At 72.3% G+C, this 17,316-nt stretch carries 16 protein-coding genes; 8 read left to right on the plus strand and 8 right to left on the minus strand.

Annotated elements, in window-relative coordinates:
* The first annotated feature begins 75 nt into the window (after nt 1-75).
* Nucleotides 76-609 (plus strand): hypothetical protein, encoded by a 534-nt coding sequence (locus tag ACQEVI_RS24280; RefSeq protein ID WP_432904028.1) that lies wholly within the window; start codon nt 76-78, stop codon nt 607-609.
* Nucleotides 610-718: 109 nt separating this feature from the next.
* Here the strand turns inward: ACQEVI_RS24280 and ACQEVI_RS24285 are convergent, their stop codons facing one another.
* Entirely contained in the window at nt 719-1,414 is a 696-nt protein-coding gene (locus ACQEVI_RS24285; RefSeq protein WP_432904031.1) for a response regulator, read from the minus strand.
* Complete coding sequence (locus ACQEVI_RS24290; protein ID WP_432904034.1) at nt 1,411-3,126, minus strand: ATP-binding protein; 1,716 nt, start codon at nt 3,124-3,126, stop codon at nt 1,411-1,413. The genes ACQEVI_RS24285 and ACQEVI_RS24290 overlap by 4 nt, the downstream gene beginning before the upstream one ends.
* Nucleotides 3,127-3,287: 161 nt before the next feature.
* On the opposite strand from ACQEVI_RS24290, the gene ACQEVI_RS24295 reads away from it, so the two are divergent.
* Both ACQEVI_RS24295 and bla read left to right on the plus strand, forming a co-directional pair.
* Complete coding sequence (locus tag ACQEVI_RS24295; protein WP_432904037.1) at nt 3,288-4,700, plus strand: cation:dicarboxylate symporter family transporter; 1,413 nt, start codon at nt 3,288-3,290, stop codon at nt 4,698-4,700.
* Between the two features lie 119 nt (nt 4,701-4,819).
* A complete protein-coding gene (gene bla / locus ACQEVI_RS24300) occupies nt 4,820-5,818 on the plus strand; it encodes a class A beta-lactamase (protein ID WP_432904040.1) in 999 nt (332 codons plus the stop codon).
* On the opposite strand, the gene ACQEVI_RS24305 is transcribed toward bla, so the two are convergent.
* The 4 genes from ACQEVI_RS24305 to ACQEVI_RS24320 form a co-directional block, all read right to left on the minus strand.
* The gene (locus tag ACQEVI_RS24305) at nt 5,772-7,100 is read right to left on the minus strand and encodes an enolase C-terminal domain-like protein (RefSeq protein ID WP_432904043.1); all 1,329 of its coding nucleotides are present in this window, start codon (nt 7,098-7,100) and stop codon (nt 5,772-5,774) included. The two genes, bla and ACQEVI_RS24305, sit on opposite strands and share 47 nt — an antisense overlap.
* Nucleotides 7,097-8,719, minus strand: coding sequence for an aldehyde dehydrogenase (NADP(+)) (locus tag ACQEVI_RS24310; protein ID WP_432904046.1), 1,623 nt, complete (start codon nt 8,717-8,719; stop codon nt 7,097-7,099). The genes ACQEVI_RS24305 and ACQEVI_RS24310 overlap by 4 nt, the downstream gene beginning before the upstream one ends.
* Nucleotides 8,720-8,739: 20 nt before the next feature.
* Nucleotides 8,740-9,660 carry a 5-dehydro-4-deoxyglucarate dehydratase gene (gene kdgD, locus ACQEVI_RS24315; protein ID WP_432904049.1) on the minus strand — a complete coding sequence of 307 codons (921 nt, stop codon included), beginning with the start codon at nt 9,658-9,660 and terminating at the stop codon, nt 8,740-8,742.
* 202 nt (nt 9,661-9,862) lie between these two features.
* Nucleotides 9,863-10,744, minus strand: a complete 882-nt coding sequence (locus tag ACQEVI_RS24320) for a LysR family transcriptional regulator (protein ID WP_432904052.1) — start codon at nt 10,742-10,744, stop codon at nt 9,863-9,865.
* 168 nt (nt 10,745-10,912) lie between these two features.
* Here ACQEVI_RS24320 and ACQEVI_RS24325 point away from each other — a divergent pair, with 168 nt between their 5' ends.
* Genes ACQEVI_RS24325 through ACQEVI_RS24340 form a run of 4 tightly spaced genes read left to right on the plus strand, consistent with a single transcriptional unit; the run spans nt 10,913 to nt 14,422 of the window.
* Nucleotides 10,913-11,932 (plus strand): tripartite tricarboxylate transporter substrate binding protein, encoded by a 1,020-nt coding sequence (locus tag ACQEVI_RS24325; RefSeq protein ID WP_432904055.1) that lies wholly within the window; start codon nt 10,913-10,915, stop codon nt 11,930-11,932.
* Nucleotides 11,933-11,938: 6 nt separating this feature from the next.
* Nucleotides 11,939-12,448 carry a tripartite tricarboxylate transporter TctB family protein gene (locus ACQEVI_RS24330; RefSeq protein ID WP_432904058.1) on the plus strand — a complete coding sequence of 170 codons (510 nt, stop codon included), beginning with the start codon at nt 11,939-11,941 and terminating at the stop codon, nt 12,446-12,448.
* A gap of 28 nt (nt 12,449-12,476) precedes the next feature.
* On the plus strand, nt 12,477-14,030 hold the full coding sequence (locus ACQEVI_RS24335) for a tripartite tricarboxylate transporter permease (protein WP_432904061.1): 1,554 nt from the start codon (nt 12,477-12,479) through the stop codon (nt 14,028-14,030).
* Nucleotides 14,027-14,422: a universal stress protein gene (locus ACQEVI_RS24340; RefSeq protein ID WP_357506222.1), complete on the plus strand. Its 396-nt coding sequence runs from the start codon at nt 14,027-14,029 to the stop codon at nt 14,420-14,422. The genes ACQEVI_RS24335 and ACQEVI_RS24340 overlap by 4 nt, the downstream gene beginning before the upstream one ends.
* Here ACQEVI_RS24340 and ACQEVI_RS24345 read toward each other — a convergent pair.
* Together ACQEVI_RS24345 and ACQEVI_RS24350 are read right to left on the minus strand one after the other, a co-directional pair.
* Nucleotides 14,419-15,126, minus strand: coding sequence for a FadR/GntR family transcriptional regulator (locus ACQEVI_RS24345; RefSeq protein WP_432904064.1), 708 nt, complete (start codon nt 15,124-15,126; stop codon nt 14,419-14,421). The genes ACQEVI_RS24340 and ACQEVI_RS24345 overlap by 4 nt on opposite strands.
* 26 nt (nt 15,127-15,152) lie before the next feature.
* Nucleotides 15,153-16,286 carry an L-talarate/galactarate dehydratase gene (locus ACQEVI_RS24350; protein WP_432904067.1) on the minus strand — a complete coding sequence of 378 codons (1,134 nt, stop codon included), beginning with the start codon at nt 16,284-16,286 and terminating at the stop codon, nt 15,153-15,155.
* Between the two features lie 80 nt (nt 16,287-16,366).
* Here ACQEVI_RS24350 and ACQEVI_RS24355 point away from each other — a divergent pair, with 80 nt between their 5' ends.
* Entirely contained in the window at nt 16,367-17,308 is a 942-nt protein-coding gene (locus ACQEVI_RS24355; protein WP_432904070.1) for an NAD-dependent epimerase/dehydratase family protein, read from the plus strand.
* The last annotated feature ends 8 nt before the right edge of the window (nt 17,309-17,316 follow it).

A 17,316-nucleotide genomic window follows, 5' to 3' on the forward strand; every position in this document is an offset into this window, starting at 1 on the left:
GCCAGTTCCCGAAACAGACACAGCGGACACAACCGCAGCAGAGATGCCGCAGCAGAGATAACGGAGAGCGTGCGCATGACGAATCTGTCCGACTTCAGCGACGACGAGCTGGGCCAGATCCTGGACGCCCCGGGAGCGGTGCTGAAGGGTGCCACCCTGGCGGACGGCCGGCCCGGAGCGATCCGGTTCATCCGGGAGACCGCGACCGGCGCCAAGGTGTTCCGTGAGGCGCAGCAGCACGAGAACGACTTCATCCAGTCGGTGGCGATCGCGCTGCGGGACAGGATCAAGGACGAGGAGGCGGCCGAGCTGTCCCCGGCCGCCAAGGTGGGCACGCCGGAGGGCGTGGCCGTGCCGGAGGACCCGCGCCCGAACCCCGAGCGCGACACGGCGAAGGCGGTCGAGCTGACCGCGGCCTCGATAGCGGTGCTGCGGGAGCGGGCGGACCAGCAGGACCTCGCCGCGTACGGCGACTGGCTGCTCCGGATCGCGACGGAGGTCGTCAAGGCCACCAAGTCCAAGGAGGGCGGCCTCTTCAGCAAGCGCCTCACGGTCAGCGAGGGCGAGCAGGACTACCTCGACCGGCTGACGGCGGCGCTCGGTCGCTGACGCCCCTGGACCACGGTGCTGACTCGGCGCACGTGGTAGCGCGAGTCAGCACCGTGGTCCGACCAGCTCGCTGACTCGGCGCACCGCGTGCGGTCAGTCAGCACCGGGGTCACGTCGCGCGGTCCCGGGCGTACTCGAGCTCGGGCCGCCCGCGTGCCCCGTAGCGGGGCGCCCGGGACGCGACCCCGGCGTCCGCCAGGAACTCCAGGTACCGGCGTGCGGTGATGCGAGCGAGGTGCAGCTCGTCCGCGACCTCGCTGGCCGACAGCGCGCCGGGCCGCCGGGCCAGCAGGTCGGACACCGCGTCCAGCGTGTCCTGGGACAGGCCCTTCGGCAGCCCCGCCGCGTTGGAGGTCCGCAGCGCCGCGAACGCCGTGTCCACCTCACGCTGGCTGAGCGTCGAGACCGGCGAGCGCATCTGCTCGAAGTACTTGCGGTACGCGCCGAGCTTCTCGGCGAACAGCCCGAACACGAACGGCTTGATCAGGTACTGCACGACGCCGATGGCGACGGCCTCGCGCACCGTCTCGAGCTCGCGCGCCGCCGTCACCGCGATGACGTCCACGACCAGGCCCGCCGCGCGCAGCTGCCGGCACAGGACCAGGCCGTGCAGGTCGGGCAGGTTCATGTCGAGCAGGAGCAGGTGCACCTCCGCGTCCGCGCCCTGGGCGTCGCGCAGCGCGCGCACGGTCTCGCTCGCGGTGTGCACCACGCCGGCCAGCTCGAAGCCCTCGACCCGGCGCACGTACTCGCCGTGCGCCTCCGCCGTACGGTGGTCGTCCTCCACGACCAGTACCCGGATCATGCTCCGCTCACCTGTGCCCCCGTGGTGCCCGTTGCTCGTGCCCGCGGCGCGACGGCGGTCGGCCGGGGGAGCGTGACCGTGAAGACCGCCCCGGCGCTCGTGTCTGTGCCGTGCGAGACCTCGATGTCGCCGCCGAGGCTCTCCACGACCTGGCGCACGAGCGCCAGCCCGTAGCCCCGCCCGCCCGCCGTCGTGTCCTTGGTGCTCCAGCCGTGCTCGAAGATGCGGTCGCGGTCCGCGTCGGCGATGCCGCTCCCGCTGTCGGAGACCTGGAAGACCAGCGAACCGTCGTCGCCGTTGGCGAGGTACACCTCGACCCACGCCTCGACGGCCGGCTCCGTGGCTGGCTCCGTGGCTTCGTCCAGGGCGCGGGCCGCCGCGGCGTCTGTCGCGTTGTCGATCAGGTTGCCCAGGACGGTGACGACGTCGACCGGCTCCAGCCAGTGCGTGCCCGGCGCGAGGTGTGTCTCGAAGTGCATCTCCACCGCTCGTTCGCGCGCCTGCGCCGCCTTGCCCAGCACGAGCGCCGCGATGACGGGCTCCTCGATCGCCTGCACCACGCGGTCCGTGAGCCGTTGACCGAGGTCCCGCTCGCTCGCGACGAAGCGCAGCGCCTCGTCGCTGCGGCCCAGCTCGATGAGGGTGGCGATGGTGTGCAGGCGGTTGCTGAAGTCGTGGGTCTGGGCGCGCAGCGCGTCCGAGATGGTGCGCACCGACGACAGCTCGCCGGTGATCCGCTGCAGCTCCGTGCGGTCGCGCAGGGAGATGACCTCGCCGACGTTCCGGCCCGACGCCGCCGCCGTGTCGCGGCCCACGAGCAGGACCCGGTCACCCACCCGGACCGGCCCCTCGGGCGTGTCGCCGCCGAGCACGTCGCGGACGGCGGGGGACAGGCACGGGTCGGCGACGGCGAACGGGGCCGCGAGGTCGGGCACGCCGAGCAGGCGCAGCGCCTCGTCGTTGGCGAGCACCACCGTGCCGTCCTCGACGAGCAGCATGCCCTCCTCGACCGAGTGCAGCACCGCCTCGTGCGCGGTGAACAGGTGCGCGAGCTCGTCCGGGCCCTTGCTCTCCGTGATCCGGTCCAGGCGTCGCGCGAGCAGCGCCGCGGCGACCGCGCCCGCGCCGAACGCCAGGAGCGTCCCGACCCCGACGATCACCAGGCGCGGGACGATGCTGTCCCACAGCCGGTCGAGCGTTACCCCGGCGGACACCATGCCGACGACCTCGCCGTCGTCCCCCACGACCGGGACGACCGCGCGGACCGACGGGCCGAGCGTGCCGTCGTAGACCTCCGTGAACTTCTCGCCGCGCAGGGCCGGAGCGGTGCTGCCCACGAACGCGCGGCCGATCTGCCACTCGTTGCGGTGCGTGTACCGGGTCCGGTCGGTGTCCATGACGGTGAGGTAGTCGATCTGGGTCGCCTCCATCACCCGTTCGGCGTACGGCTGCAGCACGCCCGACGCCTCGGCCACCGAGCCCGCCCGGTCAGTGGCGGCGTCCGCGTGCGCCCGCGCGACCGTGTCGATCACCAGCGACTCCGTGGCCACCGTGGCGGCGAGGTCCGTGCTCTCCTTCGCCGCGTGCGTCTGCGCGGTGGACCGGGCGTCGAGCACCAGGAGCCCGAAGACGACCATCGCGCCGGCGAACAGCAGCGCCGTGTGCACGGCGAGGAACCACCTCGCGATACTCGCACCCCGTCGCTGCGCCACGGCCCCATTGTCACCCCCCGGCGCCGACGAGCCCGACCACCTGGAGGCCCGACCATCCGGCGGCCCGCCCATCTGGAGAACATTAAGTACGCAATGGCGGGATTCCCCGTCCCGCCCAGCACTCTTGCAGCTGACCACACAGCGTTGTGAGAGGAAAAACCATGGCGGTAACGAAGCCCGCCGGCACCGGGACCACCCCGCGCCGCCGGCTCGACAAGAGTCACTACCTGTACATCGCGGTGATCGTCGCCGTCGTGGCCGGCGTCATCGTGGGCCTCGCGTCCCCCGGCACCGGAGTGGCGCTGAAGCCGCTCGGCACCGGGTTCGTCGACCTGATCAAGATGATGATCTCGCCGGTGATCTTCTGCACCATCGTGCTGGGCATCGGATCCATCGCGAAGGCCGCTACGGTCGGCCGGGTCGGTGGCCTCGCGCTCCTCTACTTCCTCGTCATGTCGACCTTCGCGCTCGTGATCGGCCTGGTCGTCGGCAACCTGCTGCACCCGGGCGAGGGCCTGTCCATCGCCGGCACCAGCTACGAGGCGGAGGGCGAGGCGTCGTCCCTCACCGAGTTCGTGCTCGGCATCATCCCCACCACGCTCGTCTCGCCGCTCACCGGCGAGTCCGTGCTGCAGACCCTGTTCGTGGCGCTGCTCGTCGGGTTCGCCATCCAGCAGCTCGGCGCTCGCGGCAAGCCCGCCCTCGACGCGATCCGGCTGATCCAGGGGATCGTCTTCCGCGTCCTGACGATGATCCTGTGGGTCGCGCCGGTCGGCGCGTTCGGTGCCATCGCCGCCGTCGTCGGCGAGACCGGCTGGGGCGCCGTCGTCCAGCTCGGCACGCTGATGCTCGGGTTCTACGTGACCTGCGTCCTGTTCATCGTGATCGTGCTCGGCACCGTGCTGCGGCTCGTGTCCGGCGTGAACATCTTCCTGCTCATGAAGTACCTGGCGCGCGAGTACCTGCTGATCGTCAGCACGTCCTCGTCCGAGGCGGCCCTGCCGCGCCTGATCTCCAAGATGGAGCACCTCGGCGTGTCCAAGCCGGTCGTCGGCATCACGGTGCCGACCGGCTACTCGTTCAACCTGGACGGCACCGCGATCTACCTGACCATGGCGTCGCTGTTCATCGCCTCCGCCATGGGGACGCCGCTGTCCGTGCCGGAGCAGATCGGCATGCTCGCCTTCATGATCATCGCGTCCAAGGGCGCCGCGGGCGTCACCGGTGCGGGTCTGGCGACCCTCGCCGGCGGCCTGCAGACCTACCGCCCCGACCTGGTCGACGGCGTGGGGATCATCGTCGGCATCGACCGCTTCATGTCCGAGGCGCGTGCCCTGACCAACTTCACCGGCAACGCCGTCGCGACGGTGGTGATCGGTACCTGGACCAAGGAGATCGACCGCGAGCGCGTGACCCAGGTGCTCTCGGGCGACATCCCGTTCGACGAGAGCGCGATGGACGACCCGCACGGCGCCCCAGCCGACGACCACTCCGACAACGACTCCGCCGGCGACAACGCCGACGGGCGAGCGAACGGCTCCCGGGAGAAGGCGGTCGAGCCGGCCACGGTCTGAGACCGCGGACATGACCGACGGCGGTCCGGGCACTCTGGGGGTGCCTGGACCGTCGTCAGCTTCTCGGCCGGACGGCTCCTCGGACGGACGACGGCGGCGGCGAGCAGCAGACTGGTCGCATGCACCGGAACCTGCGACGGCTGGCGCCCCTGCTCGCCTCGGCCGCACTCGTCCTGACCTCCTGCACGCCCGGCAGCGCGGGACCCGCACCGAGCCCGACGCCCCCGGCGTCCGCCGGCCCCGCCGCCTCCGACCCGATGACGCGCGAGAAGGCGACCACGCCACCGGCTCCTGTGCCCGACGTCGCCGCCGAGATCGGCCGCCTCGAGAAGACGTACGACGCGGTAGTGGGGCTCTACGCGCTGGACACCGGCACCGGGGCGGAGGTGACCCACCGCGCGGACGACCGGTTCGCATATGCCTCGACGTTCAAGGCGCTGGCGGCTGCCGCGGTGCTGGAGCGCAGCAGCCCGGACGAGCTCGAGCAGGTCGTCACCTATGACGCCAACGACCTCCAGGAGTACTCGCCGGTGGCCGAGCGGCACGTGGCCGAGGGCATGACGATGCACCAGATCATCGACGCCGCGGTCCAGGAGAGCGACAACACGGCGGGCAACCTGCTGCTCGACGCGCTGGACGGTCCGTCGGGCCTGCAGGCGGCGCTGCGCGCGATCGGCGACGAGACCACGACGCCGTCGCGCTACGAGCCCGAGCTCAACGACGTCGCTCCCGGGGACGAGCGGGACACCAGCACCGCCCGGGCGCTCGCCCAGGACCTGCGCGCCTACGGCCTGGGCGACGTGCTCGACGGTGACGCCAGGGCGACCCTCGTCGACGCGCTGCGTGGCAGCGTCACCGGTTCCGAGACGATCCGGGCCGGTGTGCCGGACGGCTGGGTGGTCGGCAACAAGACCGGCACCTCGGGGCGCGGCGGCCGGAACGACATCGGCCTGCTCTGGCCGCCCGACGGCGAACCGGTGGTGCTGGCGGTCCTGACTCGGACCGAGGACCCCGAGGCGGAGCCCGACGACGCCCTCCTGGCGGAGGTGACGACGGCGGCCGTCGAGGCACTCAACGGACCAGGCAGGGGCGTTTCGGGTCGAACTGCCATCCCTTGACCAGGTACTGCATGGCCAGTGCGTCGTCGCGGGCGCCCAGGCCGTGCTCCAGGTACAGCTCGTGCGCGGCGGCCAGGCGGTCGCGGTCCAGCTGGACGCCGAGGCCCGGCGTCGTCGGCACCGCGATGGCGCCGTCGCGGATCCGGGGCGGCGCCGTCGTCAGGCCCTGCCCGTCCTGCCAGATCCAGTGGGTGTCCAGCGCCGTGATCGTGCCGGGCGCGGCCGCGCCGACGTGCGTGAACATGGCCAGCGAGACGTCGAGGTGGTTGTTGGAGTGCGAACCCCAGGTCAGCCCGAACTCGTGGCAGAGCTGCGCCACGCGGACGGAGCCGGCCATGGTCCAGAAGTGCGGGTCGGCCAGCGGGATGTCGACGGCGCCCGCGCGCACGGCGTGCGCCATCTCGCGCCAGTCCGTGGCGATCATGTTGGTCGCGGTCGGCAGGCCGGTCGCCCGGCGGAACTCCGCCATGACCTCCCGGCCGGAGAACCGGCCCTCCGCACCGCACGGGTCCTCGGCGTAGGCGACGACGCCGCGCATGCGTCTGCCCAGCCGGATCGCCTCGGCCAGCGGCCAGCCGCCGTTCGGGTCGAGGGTGATCCGGGCGTCGGGGAACCGCTCCTTGAGCGCCACGACGGCGTCGACCTCCAGGTCACCGGCCTGCACGCCGCCCTTGAGCTTGAAGTCGGTGAAGCCGTACCGCGCGGCGGCGGCCTCGGCCAGCCGCACGACGTCGTCGGGCGTCAGGGCCTGCTCGCGGCGCAGCCGCCCCCACGCGTCCGACTCGTCGTCCCCGCGCAGGTACGGCAGGTCGGTGGCGCCCGGGTCGCCCACGTAGAAGAGGTAGCCGAGCATCGGCACGCTCTCGCGCTGGACGCCGTCGCCGAGCAGCTCGGCGACGGGCACGCCGAGGTCCTGGCCGTGCAGGTCCAGCAGCGCGGACTCCAGGGCCGTGACGGCGTGCACCGTGGTGCGCAGGTCGAACGTCTGCAGGCCGCGACCGCCCGCGTCGCGTTCGGCGAAGACACCGGAGACGGTGCGCAGCAGACTGCGGTACCGGGCCACCGGCTGCCCGACGACGAGCCGCCCCGCCTCCTCGATGGTCGCCCGGATCTTCTCCCCGCCCGGCACCTCGCCCAGCCCGGTCCGCCCGTCGGAGTCGGTGACGATCGCGATGTTCCGCGTGAAGAACGGGGCGTGTGCGCCGGACAGGTTGAGCAGCATCGAGTCGTGGCCCGCCACGGGCACCACCTCGACACGGGCGATCGTGGGGTGGGCGCTCACCGGGCGGCCTCGCTCGGCTCGTTCGCGCCGAGGACCACGTCGAGCACGCCGTCGACCCGCCGCGTCAGGTGCCACGGGTTGTCCGGCCGGACCGGCTCGGGCAGCAGATACTCCGGCAGGTTCTGATAGGCGACGGGGCGCAGGAACCGCTCGATCGCGAGCGTCCCCACGGACGTGCCGCGGGAGTCCGACGTCGCGGGGAACGGACCGCCGTGCACCATCGCGTGCCCCACCTCGACGCCGGTCGGCCAGCCGTTGGCCAGGATGCGGCCCGCCTTGCGCTCCAGGGCGGGCAGCAGCGCCGTGGCGGTCGCCCGGTCGTCCTCGGTCAGGTGCAGCGTCACGGTGAGCTGCCCCTCCAGCCGCTCGATCGCGGCGAGCAGCTCGTCGACGTCGGCGTACCGGACCACCAGCGAGGCGGCGCCGAAGATCTCGGCCTGCAGCACGGGGTTGCTCAGCAGCGTCGGGACGGCGCTCGCGAACACGGCCGGTGCCGGGGCGTTGTGCGTGCCGCCCGGGGAGCCCGCCCCGACCAGGCGCACGCCGTCCTGTGCGGCCAGGGTGTCCACGCCCTGCTGCCAGGCCTCGGCGATCCCGGCGGTCAGCATCGTCTGGCCGGCGGCGGTCGCGGCGGCGCGCCCCGCGGCCTCGACGAACGCGTCGCCGCGCTCGCCGTCCGGCACGAAGACGAGCCCGGGCGCGGTGCAGAGCTGACCCGACGAACCCGTCACCGACGTGAGGTACGCGGCGGCGAGGGAGTCGACGTCGCCTGCCAGGGCGCCGTCGAGCAGGATCGTCGGGTTGATCGAGCTCATCTCGGCATACACGGGGATGGGCACGGGGCGGGCGGCGGCCGCCGCGACCAGCGCGAGGCCGCCGCCGCGGGAGCCGGTGAAACCGACGGCCTGGATCACGGGGTCCGTCACGAGGGCCTTGCCCACGGCGTTGCCGGGCCCGTAGAGCAGGGAGAACACGCCGGGGTGCAGGCCGCACGTCGCGACGGCGTCGGCCACCGCGCGACCGACCAGCTCCGCCGTGCCGGGGTGCGCGTTGTGCGCCTTGACGACCACGGGGCAGCCCGCCGCCAGCGCGGAGGCGGTGTCGCCGCCCGCGGTGGAGAAGGCGAGCGGGAAGTTGCTCGCGCCGAACACGGCGACGGGGCCGAGCGGCACCTTGCGCTGCCGGATGTCGGCCCGGGGCAGGGGAGTGCGGTCGGGCAGGGCCGGGTCGATCCGCACGCCACGGTGGTCGCCCTGGCGCACGACCTGCGCGAACAGGCGCAGCTGGCCGGTGGTCCGGGCGACCTCCCCGGTCAGGCGGGCCGCCGGGAGGCCGGTCTCGAGCATGGCGCGCGCGACGACGTCGGACCCCAGGGCGTCGATGTTGTCCGCGATCTGCTCCAGGAACCGGGCGTGCGGTTGCGGGGCGAGCGTGGAGAAGGAGGCGAAGGCTTCCTGCGCGGCGGCGGTCGCCCGGGCGACCTGGGCGTCGTCGAGCAGCGAGTAGGCGGGCTCGAGGGCCTGCGCCGTCGCGGGGTCCTGGCCGGCGCAGGTGCCCGCTGCGCCCGCGAGGGGCGCGCCGGCGACTATCGAGTGTCCGGTGAGCTCGGTCGTGGTCATCGTCTTTCTCCCGTGCTGTTTCAGCGGACGCCGGCGGCGTCGATCAGGGTGCCCAGGTCCTTCAGGTCCCGGTCGGTCAGGTCCTGCAGGGGCGGGCGGACACTTCCCATGTCCCGGCCGACCGCCTTCAGGCCACCCTTGACTATGGATACCCCGTACCCCTTGGCGCGGTCGCGGACGTCGAGATAGGGCAGCACGAACCGGCGCAGCTTCTCGGTCACTGCCGCGCGGTCCTGGGCGCGCACGTCCCGGTAGAAGGCCAGGGCGAACTCGGGCACGAAGTTGTACATGGCCGACGAGTAGGTGCTCATGCCGAGCTGGAGCAGCGGCAGCGCGAAGGTCTCCGCGGTGGGCAGCCCTCCGAGGTAGAAGAGCCGGTCACCGTTGGTGGCGTAGACGCGGGTGAGCTGCTCGATGTCGCCGATGGCGTCCTTGAACCCGATGAAGTTGGGGTGCCGCTCGGCCAGCCGGGCGACGGTCTGCGCGGAGTAGACGGCGTTGCCGCGGTTGTAGACGATGACGCCGAGACCGGTCGAGGCGCACACCGCGGAGGCGTGCTCCAGGAGCCCGTCCTGGTCGCACTCGGTCAGGTACGGGGGCAGCAGCAGGATCCCCTCCGCACCGGCGGTCTCGGCGGCCCGCGAGTTCGCGATCGCCTGGGCGGTGTTGCCGCCGGCGCTGCCGAGCACGGGGGTGCGTCCGGCCGCGGTCTCGACGGCGAGCCGCACGACGTGGGCCGACTCCTCGGGGGTCAGGCTGAAGCCCTCACCCGTGCCGCCGGCGGCGAACAGGCCGCCGATCTCGAAGCTCGACTGCCAGTCGATGTGCTCGCGGTACCGCTCGTCGTCGATCTCCCCGTCCCCGGCGAACGGGGTGACGGGGAACGAGAGCAGCCCGTCCTTGAGGGCGGCGGCGAGCTCCTGGGGTGCGTACGTGGCCAAGGGGGGGCCCTCCTGTGACAGACGTCGGCGATGTCGTTGCTGGGCGCCAACCTAAGAACCCGAACGATGCCTGTCCAAGCCCGAAAGTGCATCAACTCATACCCCAACAACATCGCTCGCCCACCCCCCGCTCCGTTGAGTGCTGGCTTTTCGCCCCTCAGGAGGCGCTGGCAGGGCGAAGATCCAGCACTCGACGAGGGGGTCAGTCGTTTGGGTGGAGGAAGGTCAGGAAGCTGTGGAGGGCCGGGTTCTTCGAGGTCCGGTTCCAGATGGCGTGGAGCTCGACCACGCCGTGCGGGACGTCGCCCAGCTCGGCGAACGTGACCCCCGGCAGGCCCAGGAGCCGGGCCGACTCGGGGACGAACGCGACGCCGCGGCCCGCTGCGACCAGCGAGCACATGGTCAGGATCTGGCTGACGACGTGCACGACGTTGGCGTGCTCGACGTCGATGTAGCGCACCACCATGTCGTAGAAGTACCGGGCCTTGGTGGGGTGGTGCCCGATCAGCGCCTGGTCACGCAGGTCGCCGACGACGACGGGCCGGTCCAGCCGGGCGAACGGGTGCTCGTGCGGCACGGCCAGGACGAGGTCCTCCGAGAGGAGCAGGCGCGAGTCGAAGCTCTCCTGGTCGAACGGCGGCCGGCCGAGGGCGAGGTCCAGCTCGCCGCGCCGGATCGCCTCGATCTGCTCGATCGTGACCAGCTCCTGGAGGTCGAGGTCCACGTCGGGCATGAACTCGGCGATCTCCTGCACGAGCGTGCCCAGCAGGCTGAACCCGGACGCGGCGGTGAACCCGAGGCGCAGCACGCCCGCCCGGCCCGCGGCGATCTTCCGGGCGAGCGCGGGGGCGGCGTCGGCGGCGGTGAGGAGGCGGCGGGCCTCCTCCAGGAAGACGGCGCCCGCCGTCGTCAGCTCGACGTGCCGGTTGTCCCGCTCCAGGAGCGGCACGCCCACCGCGCGTTCGAGCTTCTGGATCTGGCGGCTCAGCGGGGGCTGGGTCATGTTCAGCCGCCCCGCGGCGCGGCCGAAGTGAAGTTCCTCCGCGACGGCCTGGAAGCAGCGGAGCTGATCGAGGGTGTACACGATGGCCTTTCCGAGGCTCGATGCATTCCGAGAATCAAGCAATGCAGTAAGAGGCTTAGACAGGCATCGTAAGGGCTTCCTATGCTCAACGACCTACCGGGATATGCCCTTTCGATCTGATCCCCGTACCGATCTCAACCCGTATCCATCTCAATGAGGAGAGCTGCGATGACAACCCCAGCACACAGGACCCCGCGCACCCGCAGGGCCTTCCTCGGAGCCGGCGCGGCGTTCGCCGCCCTGACCCTCGCCGCATGCGGCGGAAACGTGGCCGGAGGCTCCGACGCCGACGGCGCCGACTTCCCGACCGGACCCGTGACCATCACCGTGGGCCAGGACGCCGGCGGTTCCACCGACCTGATCGCCCGCGCCGTGGCCGAGGGCATGGCCGAGGACCTCGGCGTGTCCGTGCCCGTGGTCAACCGGGCCGGGGCCAACGGCGCGCTCGCGACCGAGGAGGTCGCCGCCAAGCCCGCCGACGGCCACGAGCTTGTCCTGCTCAACGCCTCCCTCATCACGATCACGCCGCTGGCGGTGTCCGAGGACGAGGCGGTGGACCTGAGCAACCTCGACGTGCTCAAGGGCCTCTCGCAGGACGACTACGTGCTGCTCGCCAGCGCCGAGTCCGGCTTCGAGACCTTCGACGACCTCAAGAACGCCTCCGGTGACGTTACCTACGGCACCACCGGCGTGGGCACCGGCTCGCAGCTCGCGCAGGCGGTCCTGTTCGCGCAGGCCGACGTCGAGGGCACCGCGGTCCCGTTCGACTCCGGCTCGCCCGCGCTGACTGCCGTCGTCGGCGACCAGGTACAGGTGGCCACCGTGCAGCTCGGCGAGGCCAAGCCGCAGATCGACGCCGGGAACGTGGTGCCGCTGCTGGCCTTCTCGGCCGAGCGCAACCAGTTCCTCCCGGACGTGCCGACCGCCGTCGAGGAGGGGTACGACGTGCCCGTCTCGCAGTATCGCGCCGTCGCCGCCCCGAAGGGCCTGCCCGAGGACGTCAAGGCCCGGCTCGTGGAGTCGATAGACGCCGCCATCGGGTCCGGCACGTACCAGGACCTCAACGAGAACAACCTGCTCACGCCGCACGAGATCTCCGGTGAAGAGGTCACCGCGGAGTGGACGGAGCTCGCCGAGAAGTACCAGGCGCTCACCGACGAGTACGACATCAGCCTCGCGGAAGGCTGACCCGTCGTGGAGAGCCCAGCCGTACGGACCGCCGAGCCGGTCGAGCCCTTCGAGCCCGTGGACGACGTCGCACCGCCCGCCGCCGGCCCGGTCGCCAACCTGGCCGCGTGCCTGGTGACCGCCGGCGTCGGTGTGGCGGGTGCGGTGGCGGCGGTCTCTCTGGGTCTCGGGACGCCGTCGCGGCCCGGGGCCGGGCTCTGGCCGCTCGCGGTCAGCGTCGCGGTCGTCGTGCTGTCCCTCGTCCAGATCGCTGTCGGACGGCGGGGCGGGGACGGCGAGAAGTTCTCCCGGTACTCGTGGCTCTCGCTGGCCGGCCTCGCGACGCTCCTGGGGCTCGTGGCCCTGCTGCCGGTGATCGGCTTCGAGATTCCCGCGCTGCTGCTGAGCCTCGTCTGGATGAAGCTCCTCGGCGGGGAGTCCTGGCGCTCCGCCGTCCTGTACTCGGTGCTCGTCGTCGGCGTGCTCTACGCGGTGTTCGTCGGGGCGCTCGGCACGAACGTCCCGCACCTCCTCTGATCTGACTGCCCACAAAGGGATATCGCACGTGGAATCGCTGCAGAACGTCCTGGCCGGCTTCGCCGTCGTGCTGGAACCGACGAATCTCCTGTACTGCCTCATCGGGGTGGTCATCGGCATGCTCATCGGGGTGCTGCCGGGCCTCGGGCCGGCGGCCACCATCGCCATCCTGCTCCCGCTGACCTACGGCGTGGAGCCGGTCACCGCGATCATCATGCTCGCCGGGATCTTCTACGGTGCCCAGTACGGCGGCACGATCACCTCGGTGCTGCTGCGGCTGCCGGGCGAGGCCAGCTCCGTGGTCACCGTCCTGGACGGGCATGCGATGGCCCGGCAGGGTCGGGCGGGCACGGCGCTCGGCGTCGCCGCCATCGGCTCGTTCGTGGGTGGCACGGTCGCGATCATCGGGCTGACGTTCCTCGCGCCGGTCGTGGCGGGCTTCGCGCTCGACTTCGGGCCGCCCGAGTACACGGCGCTCGCGCTGCTGGGCATCCTGCTGGTCTCGACCATCGCGTCCGGTGCGAAGCTCAAGGCGCTCATCGCCGCGGCGATCGGGCTGCTGCTCGCCACCATCGGCCGCGACGCCTTCACCGGCGCCGAACGGTTCACGTTCGACAGCCTCAGCCTGGCCGACGGCATCGACTTCGTGCCCGTCGCCATGGGCCTGTTCGGCCTCGGCGAGATCCTCTACAACCTGGAGGAGCGGCACCGCGCCGTGCACGCGCCCGGCAAGATCGCGAACGTCTGGCCGTCGCGGAAGGATCTGCGGGAGTCGTCGGGGGCCGTGACCCGCGGGTCCGTGCTCGGCTTCTTCCTCGGCATCCTGCCCGGCGGCGGCGCGACCATCGCCTCCATGGCGGCCTACGCCGCCGAGAAGAAGCGCGCCAAGGACCCCAGCCGGTTCGGCAAGGGCGCCATCGAGGGCGTCGCCGGCCCGGAGACGGCGAACAACGCCGCCGCCACCAGCTCCTTCATCCCGCTGCTCACCCTCGGCATCCCCGCCAACGCAACGATGGCGCTCATGTTCGGCGCGCTGCTGATCCAGGGCATCACGCCGGGCCCGCAGCTCGTGACCGAGCACCCCGAGCTGTTCTGGGGCGTCGTCAACTCGATGTACATCGGCAACGTGCTGCTCCTGATCATGTCCATCCCGCTGGTGGGCGTCTTCGTCCGGATCCTGCGGGTGCGGTCGGCGATCCTCGCGCCGGTCACCGCGCTGATCACGATGATCGGCGCGTACACGATCAACAACTCCGTGTTCGACGTGCTCCTGGTCGTCGTCTTCGGAGCCATCGGCTACCTGATGAAGAAGTTCGGCTTCGAGCCAGGGCCGCTCGTGCTCGCGTTTGTGCTCGGTTCCTTGCTGGAGTCGAGCCTGCGGCGCTCGCTGCTCATGTTTGACGGGTCGGCCGCCGGCTTCTTCACCCGGCCCATCTCCGCGACGTTGCTGGTCGTGTTCGTGGTGGTCGCCGTGCTGCCCCTGGTCCGGTCCGTCCGCAACCGGCGGGCGGCGCAGAACCCCGCGCAGGACCGATCCGCGCAGGACCGATCAGCCCAGAACCGAGAGGAAGAGTCAGTATGACCATCGTCGTCGGCTACGTGCCCACGCCCGCGGGGGAGGCCGCCGTACGAGCGGCGATCACCGAGGCCCGGCTCCGGGACGAGGACCTGCTCGTCGTGAACTCGGCGCGCGAGGGGTCGGTGGTGGAGACCACCGTCGCCACGACGGAGGACCTCTCCCGGGTGCTCACCCTGGCGGACGACGCCGGGGTGCGGGCCGAGGTCGTGCGCGGCACACACCGTGACGACTTCACCGACGAGATCCTCGACCTGGCCGAGAAGCACGACGCGTCGCTGATCGTGATCGGCCTGCGCCGCCGCAGCACGGTGGGGAAGTTCATCATGGGCTCGGTCGCGCAGCGCATCCTCCTCCAGGCGGACCACCCGGTCCTGGCGGTCAAGCCCCCGCGCTAGCTGGGCCGTGGGCTATCGGTCGTCGTTGTTCCGGACTCGTCCAGGAGGCGGCGGCGCGAGCCTGCCAGGTGGACCCGCATCGCGGCCGCGGCGGCCAGCGGGTCCTGCGACTCCAGCGCCGCGAGCACTGCCCGGTGCTCCTGCACGACGGCGGTGAAGCGGCCGCCGTCGTGCCGGTCGAGGCGGCCGCGCGGCATGGCGATCATCTGCGGGCCGAGCCGGTCCAGGGCCTCCAGCAGGAACCTGTTCCCCGCGGCCTCGGCCACGAGCCGGTGGAAGGCGAAGTCGTGCTGCATCGCGGTCGCCGGGTGGCCGTCCGACGACGCGAGGGAGTCGAGGCGGTCGGCCAGCGCCGCGAGCTGGGCCGGCGTACGCCGGGTCGCGGCCAGCGCGGCGGCCTCGGCCTCCAGCGCCAGGCGGTACTCGACCAGGGCGAGCCGGTCGGCCAGCGAGCGGGCGAGCGGCGGGGCGCCGTCGGCGTCGTCGGCCGGGGGAGTGAGCGCGTAGCTGCCGCTGCCGCGCCGGGTATGGACCAGGCCCTCCAGGTTGAGGCGCGCGATCGCCTCGCGGACGACGGTGCGGCTCACCCCGTGCTCGGTCGCCAGCCGCGGCTCGCTGGGCAGCTTCTCGCCCGGGGCGATGTCGCCGTTGACGATGCGGGTCCGCAGCGACTCCACCAGGGTGCCGCTCAGGGTCTGGGCCATGTGCTCATGCTTCCATCTGTTTCGGGTCAGGCCGGGCCGAACAGGGCCGTGTCCGTCGTCCACGCGCGGGCCTGCTCGCTGAACGTGACGCCCAGCCCGGGGCGGTCCGGGACGAGCATGCGGCCGTCCTTCGTCTCCAGGCGCTCGTTGAACAGCGGGTCCAGCCAGTCGAAGTGTTCGACCCACGGCTCACGCGGGTAGGTGGCGGCCAGGTGGAGGTGGATCTCCATGGCGAAGTGCGGCGCGAGGTCCAGCCCGGCCTGGTCCGCGAGCGTGAGCAGGCGCAGGAACTGCGTGATCCCGCCGACGCGCGGGGCGTCCGGCTGGATGATGTCGCACGCCCGCGTCGCGATGAGGCGCTCGTGCTCCGCCACCGAGGCCAGCATCTCGCCCGTGGCGATCGGGGTGTCCAGGGCGGCGGCGAGCGCGGCGTGGCCCTCGGCGTCGTACGCGTCCAGCGGCTCCTCGATCCAGTCGAGGTCGAACTGCTCCAGCCGGCGGCCCATGCGCAGGGCGGTGGTGCGGTCCCACTGCTGGTTGGCGTCGACCATGAGGGGCACGTCCGGGCCGATGTGCTCGCGGACGGCGGCGACGCGCGCCAGGTCCGTGGCGCCGTCGGGCAGGCCGACCTTGATCTTGATGCCGCCGATGCCCTCGGCGATCGACCGGCTCGCGCGCTCCTTGACCTCCTCGATGCTCGCGTTGAGGAAGCCGCCGGAGGTGTTGTAGGTGCGCACCGAGTCGCGGTGCGCGCCGAGCAGCTTGGCCAGCGGCAGGTCCGCGCGCTTGGCCTTGAGGTCGTACAGCGCGATGTCGATCGCGGCGAGCGCCTGGGTGGCGACGCCCGACCGGCCTACGGAAGCCCCCGCCCACAGGAGCTTCGTGTACAGCTTGGCCACGTCGTTCGGGTCCTCGCCGACGGCGGTCTGCGCCACCTCCTTCGCGTGCGCGTACTGCGCGGGTCCCCCCGCGCGCTTGGAGTAGGAGAAGCCGAGGCCCTCGAAACCCTGCTCCGTGGTGATCTCCGCGAGCAGGAAGACGACCTCGGTCATCGGCTTCTGGCGGCCCGTGAAGACCTTGGCGTCGGAGATGGCGGTGGCCAGCGGCAGCGTGAGGGTCGAGAGCTGCACGGTCCGGATGGCGTCGGGCTGGTACGTCATGGCGCTCCTTTGCGGCGGGTGTCCAGGCGATCATACAAGTAGCGAACCTGTATGACGAATATGGGTGGCACCCTGAGCCCATGACCACGCATCTCGTCGTCGGCGCCGGACCCGTCGGCGCCGCTCTCGCGCGCCGGCTGTCCCAGGCCGGCCGCACCGTCCGGGTGGTGACCCGCTCCGGCGGCGGCCCCGAACTTCCCCGCGTCCAGCGGATCGCCCTCGACGCCACGGACGCCACGGCGCTCGCCGACGCCGCCCGCGGGGTCGGCGTCGTCTACAACTGCGCGAACCCCGGGGCGTACCCGGCATGGGAGCGCGGCTGGCCGCCCCTGGCGGCGTCGGTGCTGCGCGCGGCAGAGAGCTCGGGCGCGGTCCTCGTCAGCCTCGGGAACCTCTACGGCTACGGGCCGGTCGACGGGCCGATGACCCGCAACCGGCCGCTCGCGCCGTCGAGCGCCCTCGGTGAGGTCCGGGCGCGGGTCTGGCAGGAGGCGCTCGCCGCGCACCGGGCCGGACGCGTGCGTGTCACGGAGGCGCGTGCCTCCGACTACATCGGGCCGACCGTCCCTGAGTCGCACGGGCTGCTGCCGACCTACGCGGCCGCGACGCTCGCGGGCAGGACGGCGTCCGTCCTGGCCGATCCTGACCAGCCGCACACGTGGACCGCCGTCGACGACGTGGTCTCTACCCTCATCACGCTCGGCGCCGACGACCGGGCCTGGGGTTCGCCGTGGCTGGTGCCGTCCAACGCGCCCGCGACCGTCCGTGAGGTGCTGCGCGAGCTCGGGGCGCGGGCCGGGACCGGTGAGCCGCGACTGCGGCGCGTGCCGCGCATCGCGGTGCGGGCCGGAGGTCTCGCGGTGCCGCTGGTGCGCGAGGCGCTGGGTGTGCTCTACCAGTTCGACCAGCCCTTCGTCGCGGACGCTGCCGAGACCACCAGCGTGCTCGGCGTCCGCCCGACGCCGTGGTCGGCAGTCCTGGACGCGACGGCTGCGGCTTGGCGCGCGCGGGCGGTCGCGTAGCGCGCCTG

The sequence above is a fragment of the Promicromonospora sp. CA-289599 genome, assembly GCF_050936155.1.
Lineage (GTDB): Bacteria > Actinomycetota > Actinomycetes > Actinomycetales > Cellulomonadaceae > Promicromonospora.

Excerpts from the sequence above, each read along its gene's own strand:
- ACQEVI_RS24325 (WP_432904055.1), top strand. The coding sequence starts at position 10,913 with ATGACAACCCCAGCACACAGGACCCCGCGCACCCGCAGGGCCTTCCTC.
- ACQEVI_RS24285 (WP_432904031.1), bottom strand. The coding sequence starts at position 1,414 with ATGATCCGGGTACTGGTCGTGGAGGACGACCACCGTACGGCGGAGGCG.
- ACQEVI_RS24310 (WP_432904046.1), bottom strand. The coding sequence starts at position 8,719 with ATGACCACGACCGAGCTCACCGGACACTCGATAGTCGCCGGCGCGCCC.
- ACQEVI_RS24295 (WP_432904037.1), top strand. The coding sequence starts at position 3,288 with ATGGCGGTAACGAAGCCCGCCGGCACCGGGACCACCCCGCGCCGCCGG.
- ACQEVI_RS24350 (WP_432904067.1), bottom strand. The coding sequence starts at position 16,286 with ATGACGTACCAGCCCGACGCCATCCGGACCGTGCAGCTCTCGACCCTC.
- ACQEVI_RS24340 (WP_357506222.1), top strand. The coding sequence starts at position 14,027 with ATGACCATCGTCGTCGGCTACGTGCCCACGCCCGCGGGGGAGGCCGCC.
- ACQEVI_RS24355 (WP_432904070.1), top strand. The coding sequence starts at position 16,367 with ATGACCACGCATCTCGTCGTCGGCGCCGGACCCGTCGGCGCCGCTCTC.
- bla (WP_432904040.1), top strand. The coding sequence starts at position 4,820 with ATGCACCGGAACCTGCGACGGCTGGCGCCCCTGCTCGCCTCGGCCGCA.
- ACQEVI_RS24345 (WP_432904064.1), bottom strand. The coding sequence starts at position 15,126 with ATGGCCCAGACCCTGAGCGGCACCCTGGTGGAGTCGCTGCGGACCCGC.
- ACQEVI_RS24280 (WP_432904028.1), top strand. The coding sequence starts at position 76 with ATGACGAATCTGTCCGACTTCAGCGACGACGAGCTGGGCCAGATCCTG.